Raw genomic sequence first — 17,456 nt, forward strand, 5'->3', positions numbered from 1 at the left:
GATTGGCAGTAATATCAAACAAGATATTGAAGAAATACGGAAAATATATCTATATTTGCTATTGTATAAAGAAAAAGCTCATAGTCCTGCTTTCGAATGGCATACTTTAAAAGAATATTTCACTATGGATACATTAGATAAAACAGATTTGCAGATACTTCGTACATTACAAGAAAATGCACGGCTTACCACAAAAGAACTGGCGGCACGCGTCAGTTTGTCTTCCACTCCGGTATTTGAACGCCTCAAGCGCCTTGAAAGTGGGGGATACATAAAAAAATATATAGCAGTGCTTGATGCCGAGAAACTGAATCAGGGGTTTGTGGTATTTTGCAGTGTGAAGCTCAGGAGGCTTAATCGGGATATTGCAGCTGAATTTACCCGCATGATACAAGATATTCCCGAAGTGACGGAATGCTATAATATTTCGGGAAGTTATGATTATCTGCTCAAGATACATGCTCCCAATATGAAATATTATCAAGAGTTTATATTAAATGTGTTGGGAACCATCGATAGTCTGGGCTCGCTGGAGAGCACATTTGTGATGGATGAAGTGAAGCATGAGTATGGAATACATATATAAAAAAGCGTTTTAAAAAACACGTTAGTATGTGTGGGCTCACACGTTAGTATGCATAAGCCGATACGTTAGTACGTGTGGGGCTATACATACGTATGCATAAGGCCACACGTACTAACGTGTAAAAAGTTGCTTTTTTACTTCTTTTCACCTACGGTTTTCAGCATTTCCTGTACGGCGGCTTCCAACTGTTGGTCTTCTCCTGTCAGTGCCTTTTCGGGGGCATTATACACTTCGATGTGAGGTGTAAGCAACTGGTTCTCGGCATATTGTCCGCGCATATCCATACAGCCTACCTGTGGAATGCCGAATACGATAGTCGGGTCAATCTGTGTTTCCCACCACACGGCAGTCATAGTTCCCGGAACGGGCGCACCAATCAGTTTACCAATCTTCAGTTCTTTATATACCCATGGGAAACCGTGTGCATTACTATAATTATCCTCGCAAACCAATACGCAGGAAGGCTTGAGCCATTTATTGAACGGGTCACTACCGATATATTGTCCGCGTGGAACAAAACGCTGGTACTCTTTACCACTCAGCAAAGTAGCCAAATCATCGTGTAGCCAACCGCCTCCATTGTGGCGTGTGTCTACAATGACGGCTTCTTTATTGCGGCAGCGTCCGAGCAATTCACTGTATACTTCGCGGAAACTTTGGCTGTCCATACCTCTGACATGCACATAGCCTACACGACCGCCCGACAACTTATCCACGCTCTTGCGGCAACGTTCCACCCAACGTTTGTAAAGCAGATTGCTCTGTTCGCCACTACTGATGGCTTTGATGGTCACGTCAAATCGTTTTCCATTAGCGGGATTATACATGGCAAGCAATACCTTTCGACCGGCTTTGCCTTCCAGTAGCGGGAAATAATCCTGGCCTTTTAAAATTGGTTTGCCGTCTATCTTTTCGATGATACATCCCGGAGTAACGTCAGTTTTCTTAATGGCGAAGGGCCCTTTGGCCAATACCTCTTTTATTTTCAAACCGTCTCCATCGTAGGTCTCGTCATAGAATACCCCTAAAGCGGCTGTGGAAAGAGAGGCTCCCGAACCATAATAACGGGCACCGGTATGAGAGCCGTTCAGTTCGCCCAACAGTTCACTTAACATTTCCTGGAAGTCATAGTTGTTGTTGATGTAAGGCAAGAAACGTGAATAGGCTTCACGATAGCCTTTCCAATCTACTCCATGCAGGTCTTTCACATAGAATTTATCTTCCACTTGTTGCCATACGTGGTTGAAGATATATTCACGTTCACCGTATGGTTGATAATCGAAGAAAGCTTCAAATGCGACTGTTTTCGGCTCTCCGGTACTTACGCTGACTTTTTTGATGCCTCCACCTGTGCATAAGAATACGTTTTCACCCTTTTTATCAGGATACATGGCACCACCACCTACAGACTTCATCACAATCTTCGTCTTATTCTCTTTCAGGTCATGTTCCCATAAATCATATCCTCCTTCAAAAGCAGCTTGATAATATAGTTTATCCCCTTTCGGTGTGAGAACCGCATCTCCCAAATGAGAAGAATTGACAGTCAGGCGGACAATTCGGTCTCGACAGTTTTCGAGGTCGAAAGTCAAAGGTTTGACTTCTTCTTCTTTCTTTTTATCTTTCTTTGCTCCCTTTTTATCCTCTTTCTTCTTGTCGTCCTTATCTTCTTTTTTCTCTTTGTCATCCTCTTTTTTCTTATTTTCGTCGATAAGGGCAAGCTCTTCTTTATTCATACGGAAACGTTCGTATGCGTCAAGGTCAAAGAACATGATATAAACATCCGCTTCAGCCCCCCAACTGCCGTGGCTGCGATATCCGGCACGGTCGCTATACCACATCATCGCTTTTCCGTCGAGTACCCATTTGGCATTGGTGTCTGTATAGCCGCTTTCGGTCAGGTTATGGATTTCTCCGTTGCCTGATGCATTAACCAAAGCTACATCCTGATTGTTCCATCCGCCTATACCGATATAGTTGGTGAGAATCCATTTACTGTCCGGGCTCCATTGATACCATTGGTCACCGTCACTGTATGAATACTCAAACTTACCGTCCATTACAGTGCGGACATCTTTACTTTTCAAGTTAAGTACACGAATCGTGGTACGGTCTTCCAAAAATGCTATTTCTTTACCGTCAGGACTGTATTGGGGCTGGAAAGAAGCAATGGCGGAATTGGTCAGTTTCTCTTCTTTAATGTCTGTAGCATAGGTGAATTGTTTCTCTTCTTTGTTGCTCAGACTTGCCTGATAGATTTGCCACAGACCGTTTCTTTCCGAAGCATACACGATACTTCTTCCATCGGGAGCAAAGTTGATGTCGCGTTCTTGTTCCGGAGTATTGGTGATTTGTTTTGTAGTCTTATATTCCACAGAAGTGACATAAACGTCACCGCGTAAAATGAACGCCACTTCTTTAGCATCGGGCGACAAGGCTATTTCTGTTGCACCGTTCTGTCTGATTTGGCGAATCAAATCTTTGTCGTTCTTGTCCGTTAAGATGGATATTTGTACCTTTTGAGGTTCTGCTCCTTCTTTCATGGTATAGATTTCCCCATCGTATCCGTAGCAAAGTGTACCATTGTTTGCAGCAGTAAGGAAACGGACGGGATGCTTGGTATGGTGAGTGAGCTGAGTGGAATTTGTTCCGTCTACAGCACGTTTGAATACATTGAATGAACCTTTTTCTTCACTCAGATAATAGAATGACTTTCCGTCCGAAGCCCATACGGGGGTGCGGTCTTCACCGTTGAAAGCGGTTAGCTTGCGATAGCTGCGTTCTCCATCCAATGAACACAGCCAAATGTCGCGTGTGATAGAAGAAGTATGATGCTTACGCCAAGGATCTTCGTAGCCTTTCTTGTCATGATAGAGCAAAGCATTGCCGGCTTGGTTGATGCTGATATCTTCCATAGGCATGGAGGAGAACAGAATCGGGCGGCCGCCTGTGGTACTAACTTCATATACTTGTTGGAATTGTCCGGATGGGAATTGGGCATCTTCGGCTGACGGCATTACGTTTGCCAGAAACAGGAGATGGTCGGCATCCTTGAATGCCACGGGTGTTTCGTTTCCAGAGTGAGTGGTCAGTCTTTTTGGGATGCCCCCCTCTTTATCTACCACGAATATATCCATGCTGCCCATACGGTCGGAAGCAAACGCAATTTGTTTTCCGTCAGGACTCCACACGGGGTGGGTGTCATGTGCCGCGTTGGTTGTAATCTGTGCAGCTTTACCTCCGTTGGCAGGAACTGTGTAAATGTCTCCTTTATAAGTAAATGCGATGGAAGTTCCATCAGGTGAAATGGCACAATAACGCATCCACAACGGATTGTCTTGTGCATGTGCGGATAATGCCAACATAAAAGTTGCCACTCCCAGTAGTTGTCTTTTCATTTGATTTGTTTAATAGGTGTGTTAATTTATAGATTTTCTATTTCTTCTTTTTTGCAAAATAGCTTCTTACTTTCCGCATTATTTTGATGCCGGTCATGACTCCGTCATAAACGGCTATTCCGGTATTTACATGTTGCATAATCCCTTCTATACCACCTTTATTTTCTTCGGGTACAAACAATTCGTGTAAAGTTTGGGTCATTTGCGCCTTTGCTTTGAGCACTTCCTCCCGTTTCTCGGCTTTCCGCCGGGCTATTTCTTCCAGGGTGATAATCGGTGTATGTTTAGAATCGTTGTTGTTCATATCAGTCATCGTTTAAAAGCAGATTGGCGAGAAAGTTAACCATAGGTTGCATAATCAAGCGCTTACGGAAGAGTATGATTAGTATAATCAGCAGGATGATACATCCGGTGATGATGCCGTAACTAACCATCAATCCGCCTACATGGGGAGCCAATACATAAGCTAATGTAAAAGAAAGGTAGAAGAGGGCAATGATACCTAGAATAACCAATACCAATACCAGAATCAGGGAGGAAATCAATATGGTCAGCTTTTCTACTAAATGCAGTTTCACATAATCTTTTTGCAACTCTGCATATTTTTTCAGTTCTACGAAGAGTTGTTGCAGATTGTCTATATTCTTATCGTTTGCAAACATTCGCTGTTAGTTTTTACATTAAATATAGCCATTTATGTATGATGGCAGAGTCAATCGGTAAAGAGGTAAAATGAAGAATCCATAGACATATAATATATGTATATAGATTCTTCAATTCCGTTTGGAATGACAAGGTAAACTGTATGATACCTTATTATTCTTTTACTTCAGCAGCAATTTCGTCTACCAAGTCTTCCATTTCGGTGCGGCTCAGTTTGATGCCTCTTTTACGCAGTGCATCAACAATTTTGTTACGAGTATCTTCTCCTTTTTCAGGAGCAAATAAAACTCCGGCTGCTGCACCTACAACGGCTCCGCCCAGGAATGCAGCTAAAATACTTAAACTTTTCATAGTCTTATTAATTTTTGAACATTACAAAACTAACAAATAAAATTGAATGTTGTTGTTATCTGGAGGTGTTTATTAGCAAGAAATTGACAATTATATGCTGGTTAACTTAATTTAACTGCATCATAGATGCTAATGCTGTTGATATATTGCTACTTTTGCAACAATTATTATGGAATTGAACTAGAGTATTAATTTATAAAGATGGAATAATCATGAAAAAATTAGTTGTGTTGGGTATGGGATTGTGCGTAGCTTTGGCATTTTCCTCTTGTAAATCAAGCGAAAGCGCTTACAAAAAAGCCTATGAAAAGGCAAAACAACAGGAATTGGCCGAGGCTCCTGCTGCAGCCGAAGAGGTGGAAGCTGCTCCTGTGGTAGCTGCTCCTGTAGCAACTGCGCCTGCTCCGGTGGCTGGTCCGGTTCGTGAAGAAAAAGTGGAACTGGTTTCGGGTGATGGCTTGAAGGCTTATAGCGTTGTTTGTGGAAGCTTTGGCGTAAAGGCAAATGCTGAAGGTCTGAAACAATATTTGGACGGACAAGGTTATAGTGCTAAAGTGGTTTATAATCCCGAAAGAAATATGTATCGCGTAATTGCAGCTTCTTTTGATGACCGCGTACAAGCTACACAAGCTAAAGAAGAATTTAAAGCGAAATATCCTAACCGTGACGACTTCCAGAAGGCATGGTTACTTTATAGAGTATATTAATAATTTCTTTTTGGTAAATTAAGAAGAAAATATAGTCTATTCTTCTTTATTAAAAGTGGCAACTGCGAAGTTGCCGCTTTTTTTTATAATTTTGTTCGTTCTAAAACAACAATAAAAACCAGTTGGATATGAAGTATTACAGTAGAATATCATTGCTCGCTTTGTTGGCCGTCATTCCGTTTTATGGTTCTGCTCAAGAAAGAGAAGTTCCTATTAAATATGGTGATATGGATCAATGGGTGACGCGCAAGATTCATGAATCGTCAATTATAGGTGGAAATACCAAACTGCTTTATGAAATAGCGCCAACTCAGGAGGTTGACGGCAATGTGGCTTATGAAAACATGGGAGGCTCTCCGTGGGGAACATCCAATGTGATGGCGAAGGTGATGGGGGTTGTCAAAACGAATAACACGGTATATAAGGAAAAGCGTTATCATGGTTATTGCGCCCGCATGGAGACACATATCGAGAGTATGAAAGTGCTGGGACTGGTCAATATAACCGTTCTGGCTGCCGGTTCCATTTATTTGGGGGATATGAAAGAGCCTATCACGAGTACAAAAGAAGGAGTAAAGAACATGAACTGGGGTATACCGTTTACAGAAAAACCCAAGGCGGTTCGTTATGATTATAAAGTTAAAATGTCGGGCGAGAAAGACCGTATCCGTTTGACCGGCTTTAGCAAAAAAGGAGTGGTGAAAGGGCAGGACTGTGCTATCACTGTGTTTTATCTTCAAAAACGCACAGAGGATGCCCAAGGCAATATCACTGCCAAAAGAGTGGGAACGATGGTGGTGAAATATGACAAGGATTCGGATGGCTGGGAAAATGACGCCACTTATGAAATCCTATATGGCGATATTACCAAAGATCCCCAATATGATCCTGAGTTCATGGGATTGAGGTCGACTGACTATGCCCGTAACAGTAAAGGGGAGAGTGTCCTCATAAATGAAACAGGATGGGCTTCGCCTGATGAAAAGCCTACACACATGTTGTTGCAGTTTTCTTCAAGCCATGGTGGGGCCTACGTGGGTTCTCCCGGCAATACTTTCTGGGTGGACAATGTGAAACTGGTTTATTGATAAGGCTTTTTCTATAATTTATCTTTATATATCGGACTGGTATGGAATAAATTTGTATTTTTGTGCTCAATATGAGTAGAATATTAGCTATAGATTATGGTAAAAAGCGCACGGGAGTGGCAGTTACGGACATTTTGCAGATTATTGCGAACGGTCTGACTACTGTTCCCACTCATCAATTAATGGACTTTATTCTGAAATATGTGGAGCGCGAACCGGTAGAAAGAATTATCGTAGGGCATCCTAAACAAATGAATAATCAGGAATCTGAAAACATGCGTAATATTGTTCCGTTCATTAATCAGTTAAAGAAAAAACTTCCCAATATACCTGTCGAACTGGTGGATGAACGGTTCACCTCCGTTTTAGCGCATCAGGCCATGCTGGATGGCGGACTCAAGAAAAAAGACAGACAGAACAAAGCTTTGGTTGATGAAATCAGTGCTACCATTATTCTACAATCTTATTTGGAATCAAAGAAATATATAAAATAAAAGAGAAATGATATTACCAATTTATGTTTATGGACAACCGGTATTGCGCAAAGAAGCGGAAGATATTACACCGGATTATCCTAATTTGAAAGAGTTAATCGAAAATATGTTTGAGACAATGGATCGTGCAGACGGAGTGGGGCTTGCAGCTCCTCAAGTGGGGCTTCCCATTCGTGTGGTTACGATAGACCTTGATGTAATGTCGGATGAATATCCTGAACTGAAAGGCTTCCGTCATGCATACATCAATCCGCATATTATAGAGGTGGGCGAAGAAGAAGTTTCGATGGAGGAAGGATGTTTGAGTCTTCCCGGTATCCATGAAGCAGTGAAGCGTCCGAACCGTATCCATGTCACTTATCTGGATGAAGATTTGAAAGAACATGACGAGTGGGTGGAAGGTTATCCGGCACGTGTGATGCAACATGAGTTCGACCATTTGGATGGCAAAATGTTTATCGACCACCTTTCTACGCTGCGCAAGCAGATGATTAAAGGTAAGTTGGGTGCTATGCTGAAAGGCAAGGCGCGTTGCTCTTATAAGGTGAAAACTTTGAAATGAGATGATAAAACGGATTCTATACCTATATATATTAATAATGTGTCCCGGTCTGGCATTTGCCCAGATTAATACGGACCGTGTAATGGCAATCGGACGCAATGCTCTTTATTTTGAGGATTATGTCCTTTCCATTCAGTATTTTAATCAGGTAGTCAATGCGAAGCCTTACTTGGCCGATCCTTACTTTTATCGGGGGTTGGCTAAGATAAACCTTGATGACTTTCAAGGTGCGGAAAGCGACTGCTCGGAGGCTATAGAAAGGAATCCGTTTGTAGTCAGCGCTTATCAGGTGCGGGGATTAGCACGTATCCGCCAGGATAACTATGCCGGTGCCATTGAAGATTATATGAAAGCGCTGGAGTTTGAGCCCGAAAACATAGGTGCATGGCACAATATGGCTTTGTGTAAGATAAAGCAGGGAGATTATTCGGGTGCAAAGAATGACTTAGACCGATTAATCACTATCTCTCCGCGTTACACAAAGGCGTATTTGATGCGTGGGGAAGTCGGTTTGAAACAAAATGATACGATTACCGCCGAGAAGGATTTCGGGCGTGCCATCGAGATAGACCGCTATGACCCGGACACATGGGCGAGTCGCGCGATTCTCAGACTTCAGCAACAGAAATATAAAGATGCTGAAGCCGACTTTGACCATGCTATTCATCTTTCAACACGTAATGCAGGTGTATATATCAATCGTGCATTGGCGCGTTACCATCAGAAAAATCTGAGAGGGGCAATGAGTGACTATGATATTGCTCTTGAAATAGATCCGAATAACTTTATCGGTCATTATAACCGAGGCTTACTGCGTGCTCAGGTAGGCGATGACAACCGTGCTATCGAGGACTTTGATTTTGTTATCAATATGGAACCTGACAATATGATGGCCATCTTCAATCGCGGTTTGCTTCGTGACCAGACGGGTGATTATAAAGGGGCGATTAAGGATTATTCTACAGTGATAAACGAGTATCCTAACTTCCTGATTGGCTATCAGTACAGAGCTCAAGCACGTAAGAAGGTGGGAGATATAAAAGGGGCTGACGCTGATGAATTTAAAGTTCTCAAAGCTCAGTTGGATAAGCAAAACGGCGTAAACCAGAATAATCAGACAGCGGATAACTCGGAGAGCGGGAACCGTACACGTAAGAAGTCTGATAAAAATATGAATAACTATCGAAAGATAGTAGTGGCCGATAATGAAGAAGGTGAAGAAAAGTATAAGAGTGAATACCGTGGCCGCGTGCAAGACAAGAACGTGACCATTGTTCCGCAACCCATGTTTGTGCTTACTTATTATGAAAAGCATAATGATGTGAAGCGTCAGGTTAACTATCATAAATATATAGAAGAACTGAACTCAAACAAGGTGCTGCCTGAACGTTTGCTTATCACAAATGAGGAAGCGCCGCTGACAGAGGAGCAAGTGAAAAAGCATTTTGCATCTATAGATGAACAGTCGGCCGCTATTGTAGCTAGTCCGAATGATGTGACGAAACGCTTTGCACGCTCTTTGGACTTCTATCTTGTGCAAGACTTTGCCAATGCCATTGAAGACTTGAATCAGGCTATTATGTGCGAAAGCAAATTCTTCCCGGCTTACTTCAACCGTGCTTTGATTCGTTTCAAACAGTTGGAGTATCAAAAGGTGGCGAAAGAATACAATGACAAGAATGCAGAAGAACAGAAGGCAAAAACCGGTGATTATGAAATGGTGAAACGCGATTTGGATAAAGTGGTTGAGTTGGCTCCCGATTTTGTCTACGGTTACTATAATAGAGGTAATGTGCTTTCGTCACTGAAAGATTACCGTGCTGCCATTGTCGACTATGACAAGGCGATAGAACTGGACCCCAGATTTGCCGAAGCATATTATAATCGCGGTTTAACCCATATCTATTTGGGTAATAACCGTCAAGGTATTCAAGATTTGAGTAAGGCAGGTGAGTTAGGCTTATTCTCTGCGTACAATATCATAAAACGCTTCACAGAGAGAAAAGAATAACATTTTTTTGCAAAAAAGAGAGGAAGTCAAAAAGAATTCGTTATTTTTGCATCCTCAAGAAAGAATTAAACGTAATAATTATGATAAAGATAACATTCCCCGACGACTCTGTTCGTGAATACAACGAAGGAGTTACAGGTCTGCAGATTGCAGAAAGTATCAGTTCACGCCTGGCGCAAGATGTTTTGGCTTGCGGTGTGAATGGCGAGACGATTGACTTATCACGTCCTATCAATGAAGATGCAAACTTCGTTCTTTATAAATGGGAAGATGAACAAGGTAAACATGCTTTTTGGCACACAAGTGCTCACTTGCTGGCAGAAGCATTGCAGGAACTTTATCCGGGCATTCAGTTTGGTATCGGTCCGGCTATCGAAAACGGTTTCTATTATGACGTAGATCCGGGAGAAGCTACCATTAAGGACTCGGATTTGCCTGTTATCGAAGCAAAAATGGCAGAATTGGCAGCCAAGAAAGAAACTTTGGTGCGCGAAAGCATTGCCAAGGAAGACGCTTTGAAGAAATTCGGAGAAAGAGGTGAAACATATAAATGTGAGTTGATTTCTGAACTGGAAGACGGTCACATTACTACTTATACACAAGGTGCGTTTACCGACCTTTGTCGTGGCCCTCACTTGGCATCTACTGCACCTATCAAGGCCATTAAGTTGCTTTCGGTAGCCGGTGCTTATTGGAGAGGTCAGGAAGACCGCAAACAGATGACACGTATTTATGGTATCACTTTCCCTAAGAAAAAGATGCTGGATGAATATCTGGAAATGTTGGAAGAAGCCAAAAAACGCGACCATCGTAAGATTGGCAAGGAAATGGATTTGTTCATGTTTACAGATATGGTGGGTAAGGGACTTCCTATGTGGTTACCGAAAGGTACTGCACTGCGCATCCGCTTACAGGACTTCCTGCGTCGCATCCAGGCTCGTTACGACTATCAGGAAGTAATGTGTCCGCCTATCGGAAACAAGAACCTGTATATCACTTCCGGTCACTATGCCAAATATGGTAAGGACTCGTTCCAGCCTATTCATACACCGGAAGAAGGAGAAGAATACTTCTTGAAACCGATGAACTGTCCTCATCACTGTATGATATATAAGAACTCTCCGCGTTCTTATAAGGACTTGCCTTTGCGTATTGCAGAATTCGGAACCGTATGCCGTTACGAACAGAGTGGTGAATTGCACGGCTTGACTCGTGTGCGCAGCTTTACACAAGATGATGCCCACTTGTTCTGCCGTCCCGACCAGGTGAAGGAAGAATTCCTCCGTGTAATGGATATCATCAATATTGTGTTCAAGTCCATGAACTTTGAAAATGTAGAAGCTCAAATCTCTCTGCGTGACAAAGTGAACCGCGAAAAGTATATCGGTAGTGATGAAAACTGGGAAAAGGCTGAACAGGCTATTATTGAGGCTTGTGAGGAAAAAGGACTGACTGCAAAGGTTGAATATGGTGAAGCCGCATTCTATGGTCCTAAGTTGGACTTCATGGTGAAAGACGCTATCGGTCGTCGTTGGCAGTTGGGTACTATTCAGGTGGACTATAATTTGCCGGAACGTTTCCAATTGGAATACATGGGCTCTGATAACCAAAAGCATCGTCCGGTAATGATTCACCGTGCACCTTTCGGTTCAATGGAACGTTTTGTTGCGGTATTGATTGAGCATACAGCCGGAAAATTCCCATTGTGGTTGACTCCCGAACAAGTCGTTATCCTGCCTATAGCAGATAAGTTCAATGACTATGCCGAGCAGGTGAAAGCCGAGTTGAGAAAATATGATATCCGTGCTATTGTGGATGGTCGTAATGAAAAGATAGGCCGTAAGATTCGTGACAATGAAATGAAACGTATCCCTTACCTGCTTATTGTAGGTGAAAAAGAGGCGGCTAACGGCGAAGTTTCAGTTCGCAGACAGGGCGAAGGCGATAAAGGAACCATGAAAATTGAAGAATTTGGAAAAAATATTGCTGAAGAAGTTTCTAATATGATAAATAAATGGTAACTTTGCAGCCGTTTGCAAAAGAATACATCGTTAAACCTTTGTATGGACTTTTGCGTTAAGATAAAGAAATAACTAATTTAAATAAGAAGAAACAAACAGGAACTAATAGTTTTTTAATGAAGAATGACAGTTTAAAAGGGCAACACAGAATCAATGAACAGATTCGTGCCAAAGAAGTCCGCATAGTGGGCGATGATGTAGAACCGGCAGTATATCCGATAGCTCAGGCATTAAAGATGGCTGAAGAGCATGAAGCCGATTTAGTTGAAATTTCACCCAATGCTGTTCCTCCGGTTTGTAGAATTATTGATTATTCTAAATTTCTTTATCAATTAAAGAAACGTCAAAAGGAACAAAAGGCTAAACAAGTAAAAGTAAACGTAAAAGAAATCCGTTTCGGGCCTCAGACAGATGACCATGACTATAACTTTAAGTTGAAACATGCCATCGGTTTTCTGCAGGACGGAGATAAAGTTAAAGCTTATGTATTCTTTAAAGGTCGTTCCATTCTTTTTAAGGAACAAGGAGAGGTATTGTTGCTTCGTTTTGCCAACGACCTGGAAGAATATGCCAAAGTAGAGCAGATGCCGTTATTGGAAGGTAAGAGAATGACCATTTCTCTGGCTCCGAAAAAAGCAAGCGCTCCTAAAAAGGCTGATGCTCCGAAAAAAGCGGAAGGAACACAAGAATAAAAAGAGTGCGTAACGCGCCGGTATAGTGCGTTACCACCTTATTTGAATAATAATTATTTAAAATTAAAACAAGATGCCAAAGATCAAGACTAACTCCGGTTCTAAAAAAAGATTCGCTCTTACCGGAACAGGTAAAATCAAAAGAAAGCACGCTTTTCACAGTCACATTTTGACTAAGAAAACTAAAAAGCAAAAAAGAAACCTTGTTCACTCTGGTTTAGTTGCTAGCGCAAACATGGATCAAGTGAAAGAACTTCTTTGCATGAAGTAATCTAAGAGAAAAAGCGTAATCGTATTATTTTAAGTATTAACCGAATGTCTTTAGCTTTAAGTTCACTGTGTGAAACAGGGGCGCTAACATTCAAAAAGAATTAAAACTATGCCAAGATCAGTAAATCATGTTGCTTCAAAAGCAAGAAGAAAGAAAATTTTAGGTCTTACCAAAGGTTATTTTGGTGCAAGAAAGAATGTATGGACAGTAGCAAAAAACACTTGGGAAAAGGGTTTGACCTACGCATACCGTGACCGTAAGAACAAGAAACGCAATTTCCGTGCTTTGTGGATTCAGCGTATTAACGCTGCTGCTCGTCTGGAAGGAATGTCTTATTCTAAATTGATGGGTGCATTGCATAAAGCAGGTATTGAAATCAACCGTAAGGTGTTAGCTGATTTAGCTATGAATCACCCGGAAGCATTTAAGGCTGTTGTTGCTAAGGCAAAAGCTGCTTAATATAAGTGTTGGTAAAATTGTTATTAAAAGACATAATAAAAGAGTCATCTCGTGAGGGGTGACTCTTTTTTTATGTTCTTCTTTGTAAAAGGGCAAATCAGTTCCGTCTGTGATAAGATAGAGGTAGGATAGGCAAATGATCGGAATGACAGACAGTTAGTATATTCCTTGTGATTTTTAACAAAGAAAATTCTTCTTGCTCTTGGTTATATCATAAAAAGGCTGTATATTTGTCATACAGAAAGAGATGAAAAGCGAGCCGCATTAGTTGGATTGGGAAACTCATCAAACTAATCTGAAAACCGAGACAAAGCTTCATCTTCCAATGGCGGGCCACGCCTTCGGGTAGCATTTATGCCGGTGGATTACAAAGGGAGAGAGCACTCAAAACCTGTCATTCGGAGTTTCATCGCATCACTGGTGCGGCTTCATTATAAGGCGATGCTAATTCAAAAGATTAGCATCGCTTCTTTTTTATAAAAACAAATGGTCTGAAAGATTAATGTAGGCGCTTATGATATTCTATTTTTCCGGTACAGGAAATTCAGCCTGGGTTGCCCGGCAGATTGCAAAAGCTCAGCATGAAGAATTATTGTCCATTGCTGAGGAAATGAATGAAAATAAAGAGTATATATTAAAAGACGGTGAGAAAGTCGGCTTTGTTTTCCCTGTGTATGCATGGGGCCCTCCTAAAATAGTACTTCGCTTTATCTGCCGGTTGAAGATGAATAGGCCGGAGTATCTTTTTTTTGTTTGTACCTGTGGGGATGACACAGGGCGTACTGCTCAGATTTTTTCGTCAGCTATTCGGAAAAAAGGATGGCACTGCATGGCAGGCTACTCTGTTACGATGCCCAACACCTATGTCGCCTTACCGGGGTTTGATGTGGATGCAGAAGATGTGGAAGAACGGAAAGTGCAGAATGCAGCAGCACGTCTTGACTTTATCAATGGCGAACTGACCGGCAGGATACAGATGAAGCATTTCAATTGTCATGAAGGGGCGTGGCCGTTTACCAAGACATATATACTTGGGCCGCTTTTCAATACCTTTTTAATGTCTCCCGAACCTTTTCATGCAACGGACGCCTGCATTGCCTGTAAGAAGTGTGAAAAGGTATGCCCCGTACATAATATAACAGTAACCGATAAACCTCAATGGGGCAATAACTGCACTCAATGTCTGGGATGTTATCATATTTGTCCGGTTCATGCGATAGAGTATGGCAAAATGACTTGTAGGAAAGGACAATATAGGGGAAATTCTTTGAAAGATTTATAGGTCTGATAGTTCCGACATATAAAATAATTTCCTACCTTTGTGATATAATGATATGAAAGGAATGACGGTTGAATGATATTTTTACGAGAGTGGTAGGAATACTATGAAAACTGTCGAATAATTGTGGAGCAGGGAGTATGAAAGAACAATATTACACAGTAGCGGAACATACTTTTTGTCTGAGAATGACAGAAGATGAGCCGTTGTGGTTTTCTTTGGCGACGGCCTATGCTCCTTTCCGCATAAAGATTTCGGACTCTTTAATCCCTCTTTTTATCTTAACGGTATATGATTTAACTTCTCTGGCACAGCATCCTGCAGAACCGTTTCTTTTAGAGCAAACAGGCGTTGACGGTAATCTTTTTCGTTATTATCAATCAGCTGGATATCATTGGTTTGAGGACTTTTCTCCCGCAGGAGAATTGAATGGGGTGTTGCGTGTAAATAGAGAGATGAAGTCAGCTGTTCTTTATGCATGTACCAATCCGGTCAGGCGTCGGTTGATGACAGACTATGGAATGATGCTGATGTACATATTGAATACTATTTGCCTTGACACTGTTGTCATGCATGCTTCTGTCGTGGTAAACGACGGAAAAGGATATCTGTTACTGGGAAAGAGCGGAACGGGAAAAAGTACACATTGTAATTTATGGAAAAGATATGTTCCGGGAAGCGACTGTCTGAATGATGATCATCCTGTAGTGCGTATTGTTGGAGATGTTCCGATGGTATATGGTTCTCCGTGGAGTGGGAAAACAGCGTGTTATCGCAACTGGTCGGTTCCTGTCAACGGTTTCATTCGTTTGCGCCAGTCCCATCGGAATCATATTTGTCGGCTTGTTCCATTGGAAGCTTATGCTTCTTTGTCGGCCGGCAGTGCAGCCATGACGTGGAATGAGGACCATGCAGATGCCAAGGATTGTATTATTCAATATTTGGTGCAAAAAATATCTTGTTGGTTGTTGGAATGTCTGCCTGATAAAGCGGCTGCCTGTTTGTGTGCCGACACTGTAAGAAAGGAAGCACAGATATGCAGAAACGGATAGTGGCCAATGCGCTTCTCTTGCCGGAAGTGAAGAAAATATTGTCGGAAGGACTGACAGTAACCTTGCCCGTGACAGGAAACAGTATGTTGCCTTTTATTATAGGAGGGCGGGAGAGTGTGGTGCTGCAGAAGCCTTCAGCTCCTTTGCAGAAGGGAGAAATTGTTTTGGCTCAGATAGCTCCCGATAGCTATGTGATTCATCGTATAGTGGATTGTAGAGGAGGGCAGATTATCTTGATGGGCGATGGAAATCTGAGTGCAACAGAAGCCTGTTGTCCGGAAAATGTGCTGGGAGTGGTTGTAAAAATAATGAAAGCCGGGAAAAGCATGGATTGCCGTACACCGTTGCAGCGCAGGAAAGCTGCGTTGTGGTATGTGTTGCTTCCGGTCAGAAGATATTTATTAGCAATTTATCGTCGTTTAATACTGAAATAATGAGAACAGTAGAAGGATTCCGGCTGCGCAAAATGGGCAGTGAATATATTATAGTAGGTGAAGGGCTGGGGCAAGTTGACTTTAACAAGTTGATTGCTCTGAATCATTCTGCCGCTTATTTGTGGCAGCGGATAGAAGGAAAAGATTTCACCCCGGATATGTTGGCTTCGCTGTTGGTGGAGCGCTATGGAATTGAGTTTTCCATGGCATTGAATGATGCTGAAGACATTATACGAGATTGGCTGCAAGTGAAGATAATAGAATGATGGAACTGAAGCAACAACTATTTTTAGCTTTATTGCGTGCCGGCTTATGGGATTCCTCAGTTGATACGGCTCTTTTTGAAGGGAATATTGACTGGACAGGGATTTTTAGGCTTGCTGCGCACCAAACGGTAAAAGGAATTGTTGCTGATGCTGTCAATAAATTGCCCGACACATACCGTCCTTTACAGCCGGTGATGCGTGAGTTGGCATTTTATATAGCGCGTAACAGGATGTGCCATGCAAGGCACAACGCTGTCTTGGGCGAAATAATACGTCAGTTTACTGACTATGGAATCAATCCCGTTTTATTGAAAGGACAGGGGATGAGCCTGAATTATCCTGAACCAACACTGCGCCATTGCGGTGATATTGATTTGTATATCGGAGAGGATAATTTTGAAAAAGGGGTGCAGCTGGCCGCACAATGCAAGGATGTGAATAGCGGCACTATGCTTATCGCCAAACATTATGAGTTTGAATATCGGCAGGTAAGTGTGGAACTGCATCGGATGGTGGAACTGAACTATATTCCGTGGCGCAATAAGTATATGAGGCGGTTGGAACGGAAATATCTGCAGGACACAGCTTGCCGTTCCATGGCATTGGAGGGCGTACAGACGGTCTTCTTGCCTCCCTGTCAATTTGATGTGGTCTTTATATTAGAGCATGCGTGGCATCATTTTGTGTTTCTGGGCGGCGTAGGGTTAAGACAGATTTGTGATTGGGCAATGTGTCTGCATCATTGTCACGATAAGATAGACATTCTTGCACTAGAGAAAGATGTAAGGAAGTTGGGCCTGAAGGAAGGGTGGAAATTATTTGGCTATATAGCTGTCAACTATTTAGGTTTGCCTCCTTCCGAGCTGCCGTTTTATGATGAGAGTGCAAAGACGCGGGCAAAGAGGGCATTGCAACAGATATTGACCGAGAGTTATGGACAGGAACACACGCAGCAAATACCTTCCGGCTATGTGGAGAGAAAAATGAAAGCATTCTCAACGGTGTTTGGAAGATGGAAAATAATCAGACAATATGAAGGTACATTCAATATGGCTGTATATCTCATCGGTTTCCTGACGGTTGGCTCTTATCGTATGTTAAGGTATTGGGGAAAAGAATGAT

19 protein-coding genes are annotated in these 17,456 nt (G+C 42.2%); 15 read left to right on the top strand and 4 right to left on the bottom strand.

Annotated features, from left to right (window positions below; translation table 11 throughout):
• Window positions 1-124 precede the first annotated feature (124 nt).
• Complete coding sequence (locus QYT14_RS00765) at window positions 125-586, top strand: Lrp/AsnC family transcriptional regulator (RefSeq protein ID WP_237038127.1); 462 nt, start codon at window positions 125-127, stop codon at window positions 584-586.
• A gap of 134 nt (window positions 587-720) precedes the next feature.
• Here QYT14_RS00765 and QYT14_RS00770 read toward each other — a convergent pair whose 3' ends face one another.
• The 4 genes from QYT14_RS00770 to QYT14_RS00785 all read right to left on the bottom strand — a co-directional run bounded on the left by QYT14_RS00770 (window position 721) and on the right by QYT14_RS00785 (window position 4,998).
• Window positions 721-3,984 carry a S41 family peptidase gene (locus QYT14_RS00770; protein ID WP_237038126.1) on the bottom strand — a complete coding sequence of 1,088 codons (3,264 nt, stop codon included), beginning with the start codon at window positions 3,982-3,984 and terminating at the stop codon, window positions 721-723.
• A 37-nt stretch (window positions 3,985-4,021) separates the two neighbouring features.
• Window positions 4,022-4,288: a hypothetical protein gene (locus QYT14_RS00775; RefSeq protein ID WP_237038125.1), complete on the bottom strand. Its 267-nt coding sequence runs from the start codon at window positions 4,286-4,288 to the stop codon at window positions 4,022-4,024.
• Between the two features lies 1 nt (window position 4,289).
• Entirely contained in the window at window positions 4,290-4,646 is a 357-nt protein-coding gene (locus QYT14_RS00780) for a phage holin family protein (protein ID WP_237038124.1), read from the bottom strand.
• A 154-nt stretch (window positions 4,647-4,800) separates the two neighbouring features.
• Complete coding sequence (locus tag QYT14_RS00785; RefSeq protein ID WP_237038123.1) at window positions 4,801-4,998, bottom strand: YtxH domain-containing protein; 198 nt, start codon at window positions 4,996-4,998, stop codon at window positions 4,801-4,803.
• A 212-nt stretch (window positions 4,999-5,210) separates the two neighbouring features.
• On the opposite strand from QYT14_RS00785, the gene QYT14_RS00790 reads away from it, so the two are divergent.
• The 14 genes from QYT14_RS00790 (at window position 5,211) to QYT14_RS00855 (ending at window position 17,455) form a co-directional block, all read left to right on the top strand.
• Entirely contained in the window at window positions 5,211-5,705 is a 495-nt protein-coding gene (locus tag QYT14_RS00790; RefSeq protein WP_237038122.1) for an SPOR domain-containing protein, read from the top strand.
• A gap of 128 nt (window positions 5,706-5,833) precedes the next feature.
• On the top strand, window positions 5,834-6,793 hold the full coding sequence (locus tag QYT14_RS00795) for a PCMD domain-containing protein (RefSeq protein WP_237038121.1): 960 nt from the start codon (window positions 5,834-5,836) through the stop codon (window positions 6,791-6,793).
• Window positions 6,794-6,864: 71 nt separating this feature from the next.
• Window positions 6,865-7,287, top strand: a complete 423-nt coding sequence (gene ruvX, locus QYT14_RS00800) for a Holliday junction resolvase RuvX (protein ID WP_237038120.1) — start codon at window positions 6,865-6,867, stop codon at window positions 7,285-7,287.
• A 7-nt stretch (window positions 7,288-7,294) separates the two neighbouring features.
• Window positions 7,295-7,849, top strand: coding sequence for a peptide deformylase (def, locus tag QYT14_RS00805; protein ID WP_237038119.1), 555 nt, complete (start codon window positions 7,295-7,297; stop codon window positions 7,847-7,849).
• 1 nt (window position 7,850) lies between these two features.
• Window positions 7,851-9,860, top strand: coding sequence for a tetratricopeptide repeat protein (locus tag QYT14_RS00810; protein ID WP_237038118.1), 2,010 nt, complete (start codon window positions 7,851-7,853; stop codon window positions 9,858-9,860).
• Between the two features lie 80 nt (window positions 9,861-9,940).
• Window positions 9,941-11,881, top strand: coding sequence for a threonine--tRNA ligase (thrS, locus tag QYT14_RS00815; RefSeq protein WP_288324067.1), 1,941 nt, complete (start codon window positions 9,941-9,943; stop codon window positions 11,879-11,881).
• Window positions 11,882-11,997: 116 nt separating this feature from the next.
• Entirely contained in the window at window positions 11,998-12,573 is a 576-nt protein-coding gene (infC, locus tag QYT14_RS00820) for a translation initiation factor IF-3 (RefSeq protein WP_237038116.1), read from the top strand.
• A gap of 73 nt (window positions 12,574-12,646) precedes the next feature.
• Complete coding sequence (rpmI, locus tag QYT14_RS00825; RefSeq protein ID WP_237038115.1) at window positions 12,647-12,844, top strand: 50S ribosomal protein L35; 198 nt, start codon at window positions 12,647-12,649, stop codon at window positions 12,842-12,844.
• Between the two features lie 108 nt (window positions 12,845-12,952).
• On the top strand, window positions 12,953-13,303 hold the full coding sequence (gene rplT / locus QYT14_RS00830) for a 50S ribosomal protein L20 (protein ID WP_005937092.1): 351 nt from the start codon (window positions 12,953-12,955) through the stop codon (window positions 13,301-13,303).
• 514 nt (window positions 13,304-13,817) lie between these two features.
• On the top strand, window positions 13,818-14,585 hold the full coding sequence (locus QYT14_RS00835) for an EFR1 family ferrodoxin (RefSeq protein ID WP_288324068.1): 768 nt from the start codon (window positions 13,818-13,820) through the stop codon (window positions 14,583-14,585).
• Window positions 14,586-14,722: 137 nt separating this feature from the next.
• Window positions 14,723-15,634: a hypothetical protein gene (locus QYT14_RS00840; RefSeq protein WP_288324069.1), complete on the top strand. Its 912-nt coding sequence runs from the start codon at window positions 14,723-14,725 to the stop codon at window positions 15,632-15,634.
• Window positions 15,619-16,068 carry a S24/S26 family peptidase gene (locus QYT14_RS00845; RefSeq protein WP_237038112.1) on the top strand — a complete coding sequence of 150 codons (450 nt, stop codon included), beginning with the start codon at window positions 15,619-15,621 and terminating at the stop codon, window positions 16,066-16,068. Before QYT14_RS00840 ends, QYT14_RS00845 begins: the two co-directional genes overlap by 16 nt.
• A complete protein-coding gene (locus QYT14_RS00850; protein ID WP_237038111.1) occupies window positions 16,068-16,334 on the top strand; it encodes a PqqD family protein in 267 nt (88 codons plus the stop codon). Before QYT14_RS00845 ends, QYT14_RS00850 begins: the two co-directional genes overlap by 1 nt.
• Window positions 16,331-17,455 (top strand): nucleotidyltransferase family protein, encoded by a 1,125-nt coding sequence (locus QYT14_RS00855; protein WP_288324070.1) that lies wholly within the window; start codon window positions 16,331-16,333, stop codon window positions 17,453-17,455. Before QYT14_RS00850 ends, QYT14_RS00855 begins: the two co-directional genes overlap by 4 nt.
• Window position 17,456: the final 1 nt, after the last annotated feature.

The sequence above is a fragment of the uncultured Phocaeicola sp. genome (assembly GCF_948499155.1).
Taxonomy (GTDB): Bacteria; Bacteroidota; Bacteroidia; order Bacteroidales; family Bacteroidaceae; genus Phocaeicola; species Phocaeicola faecalis.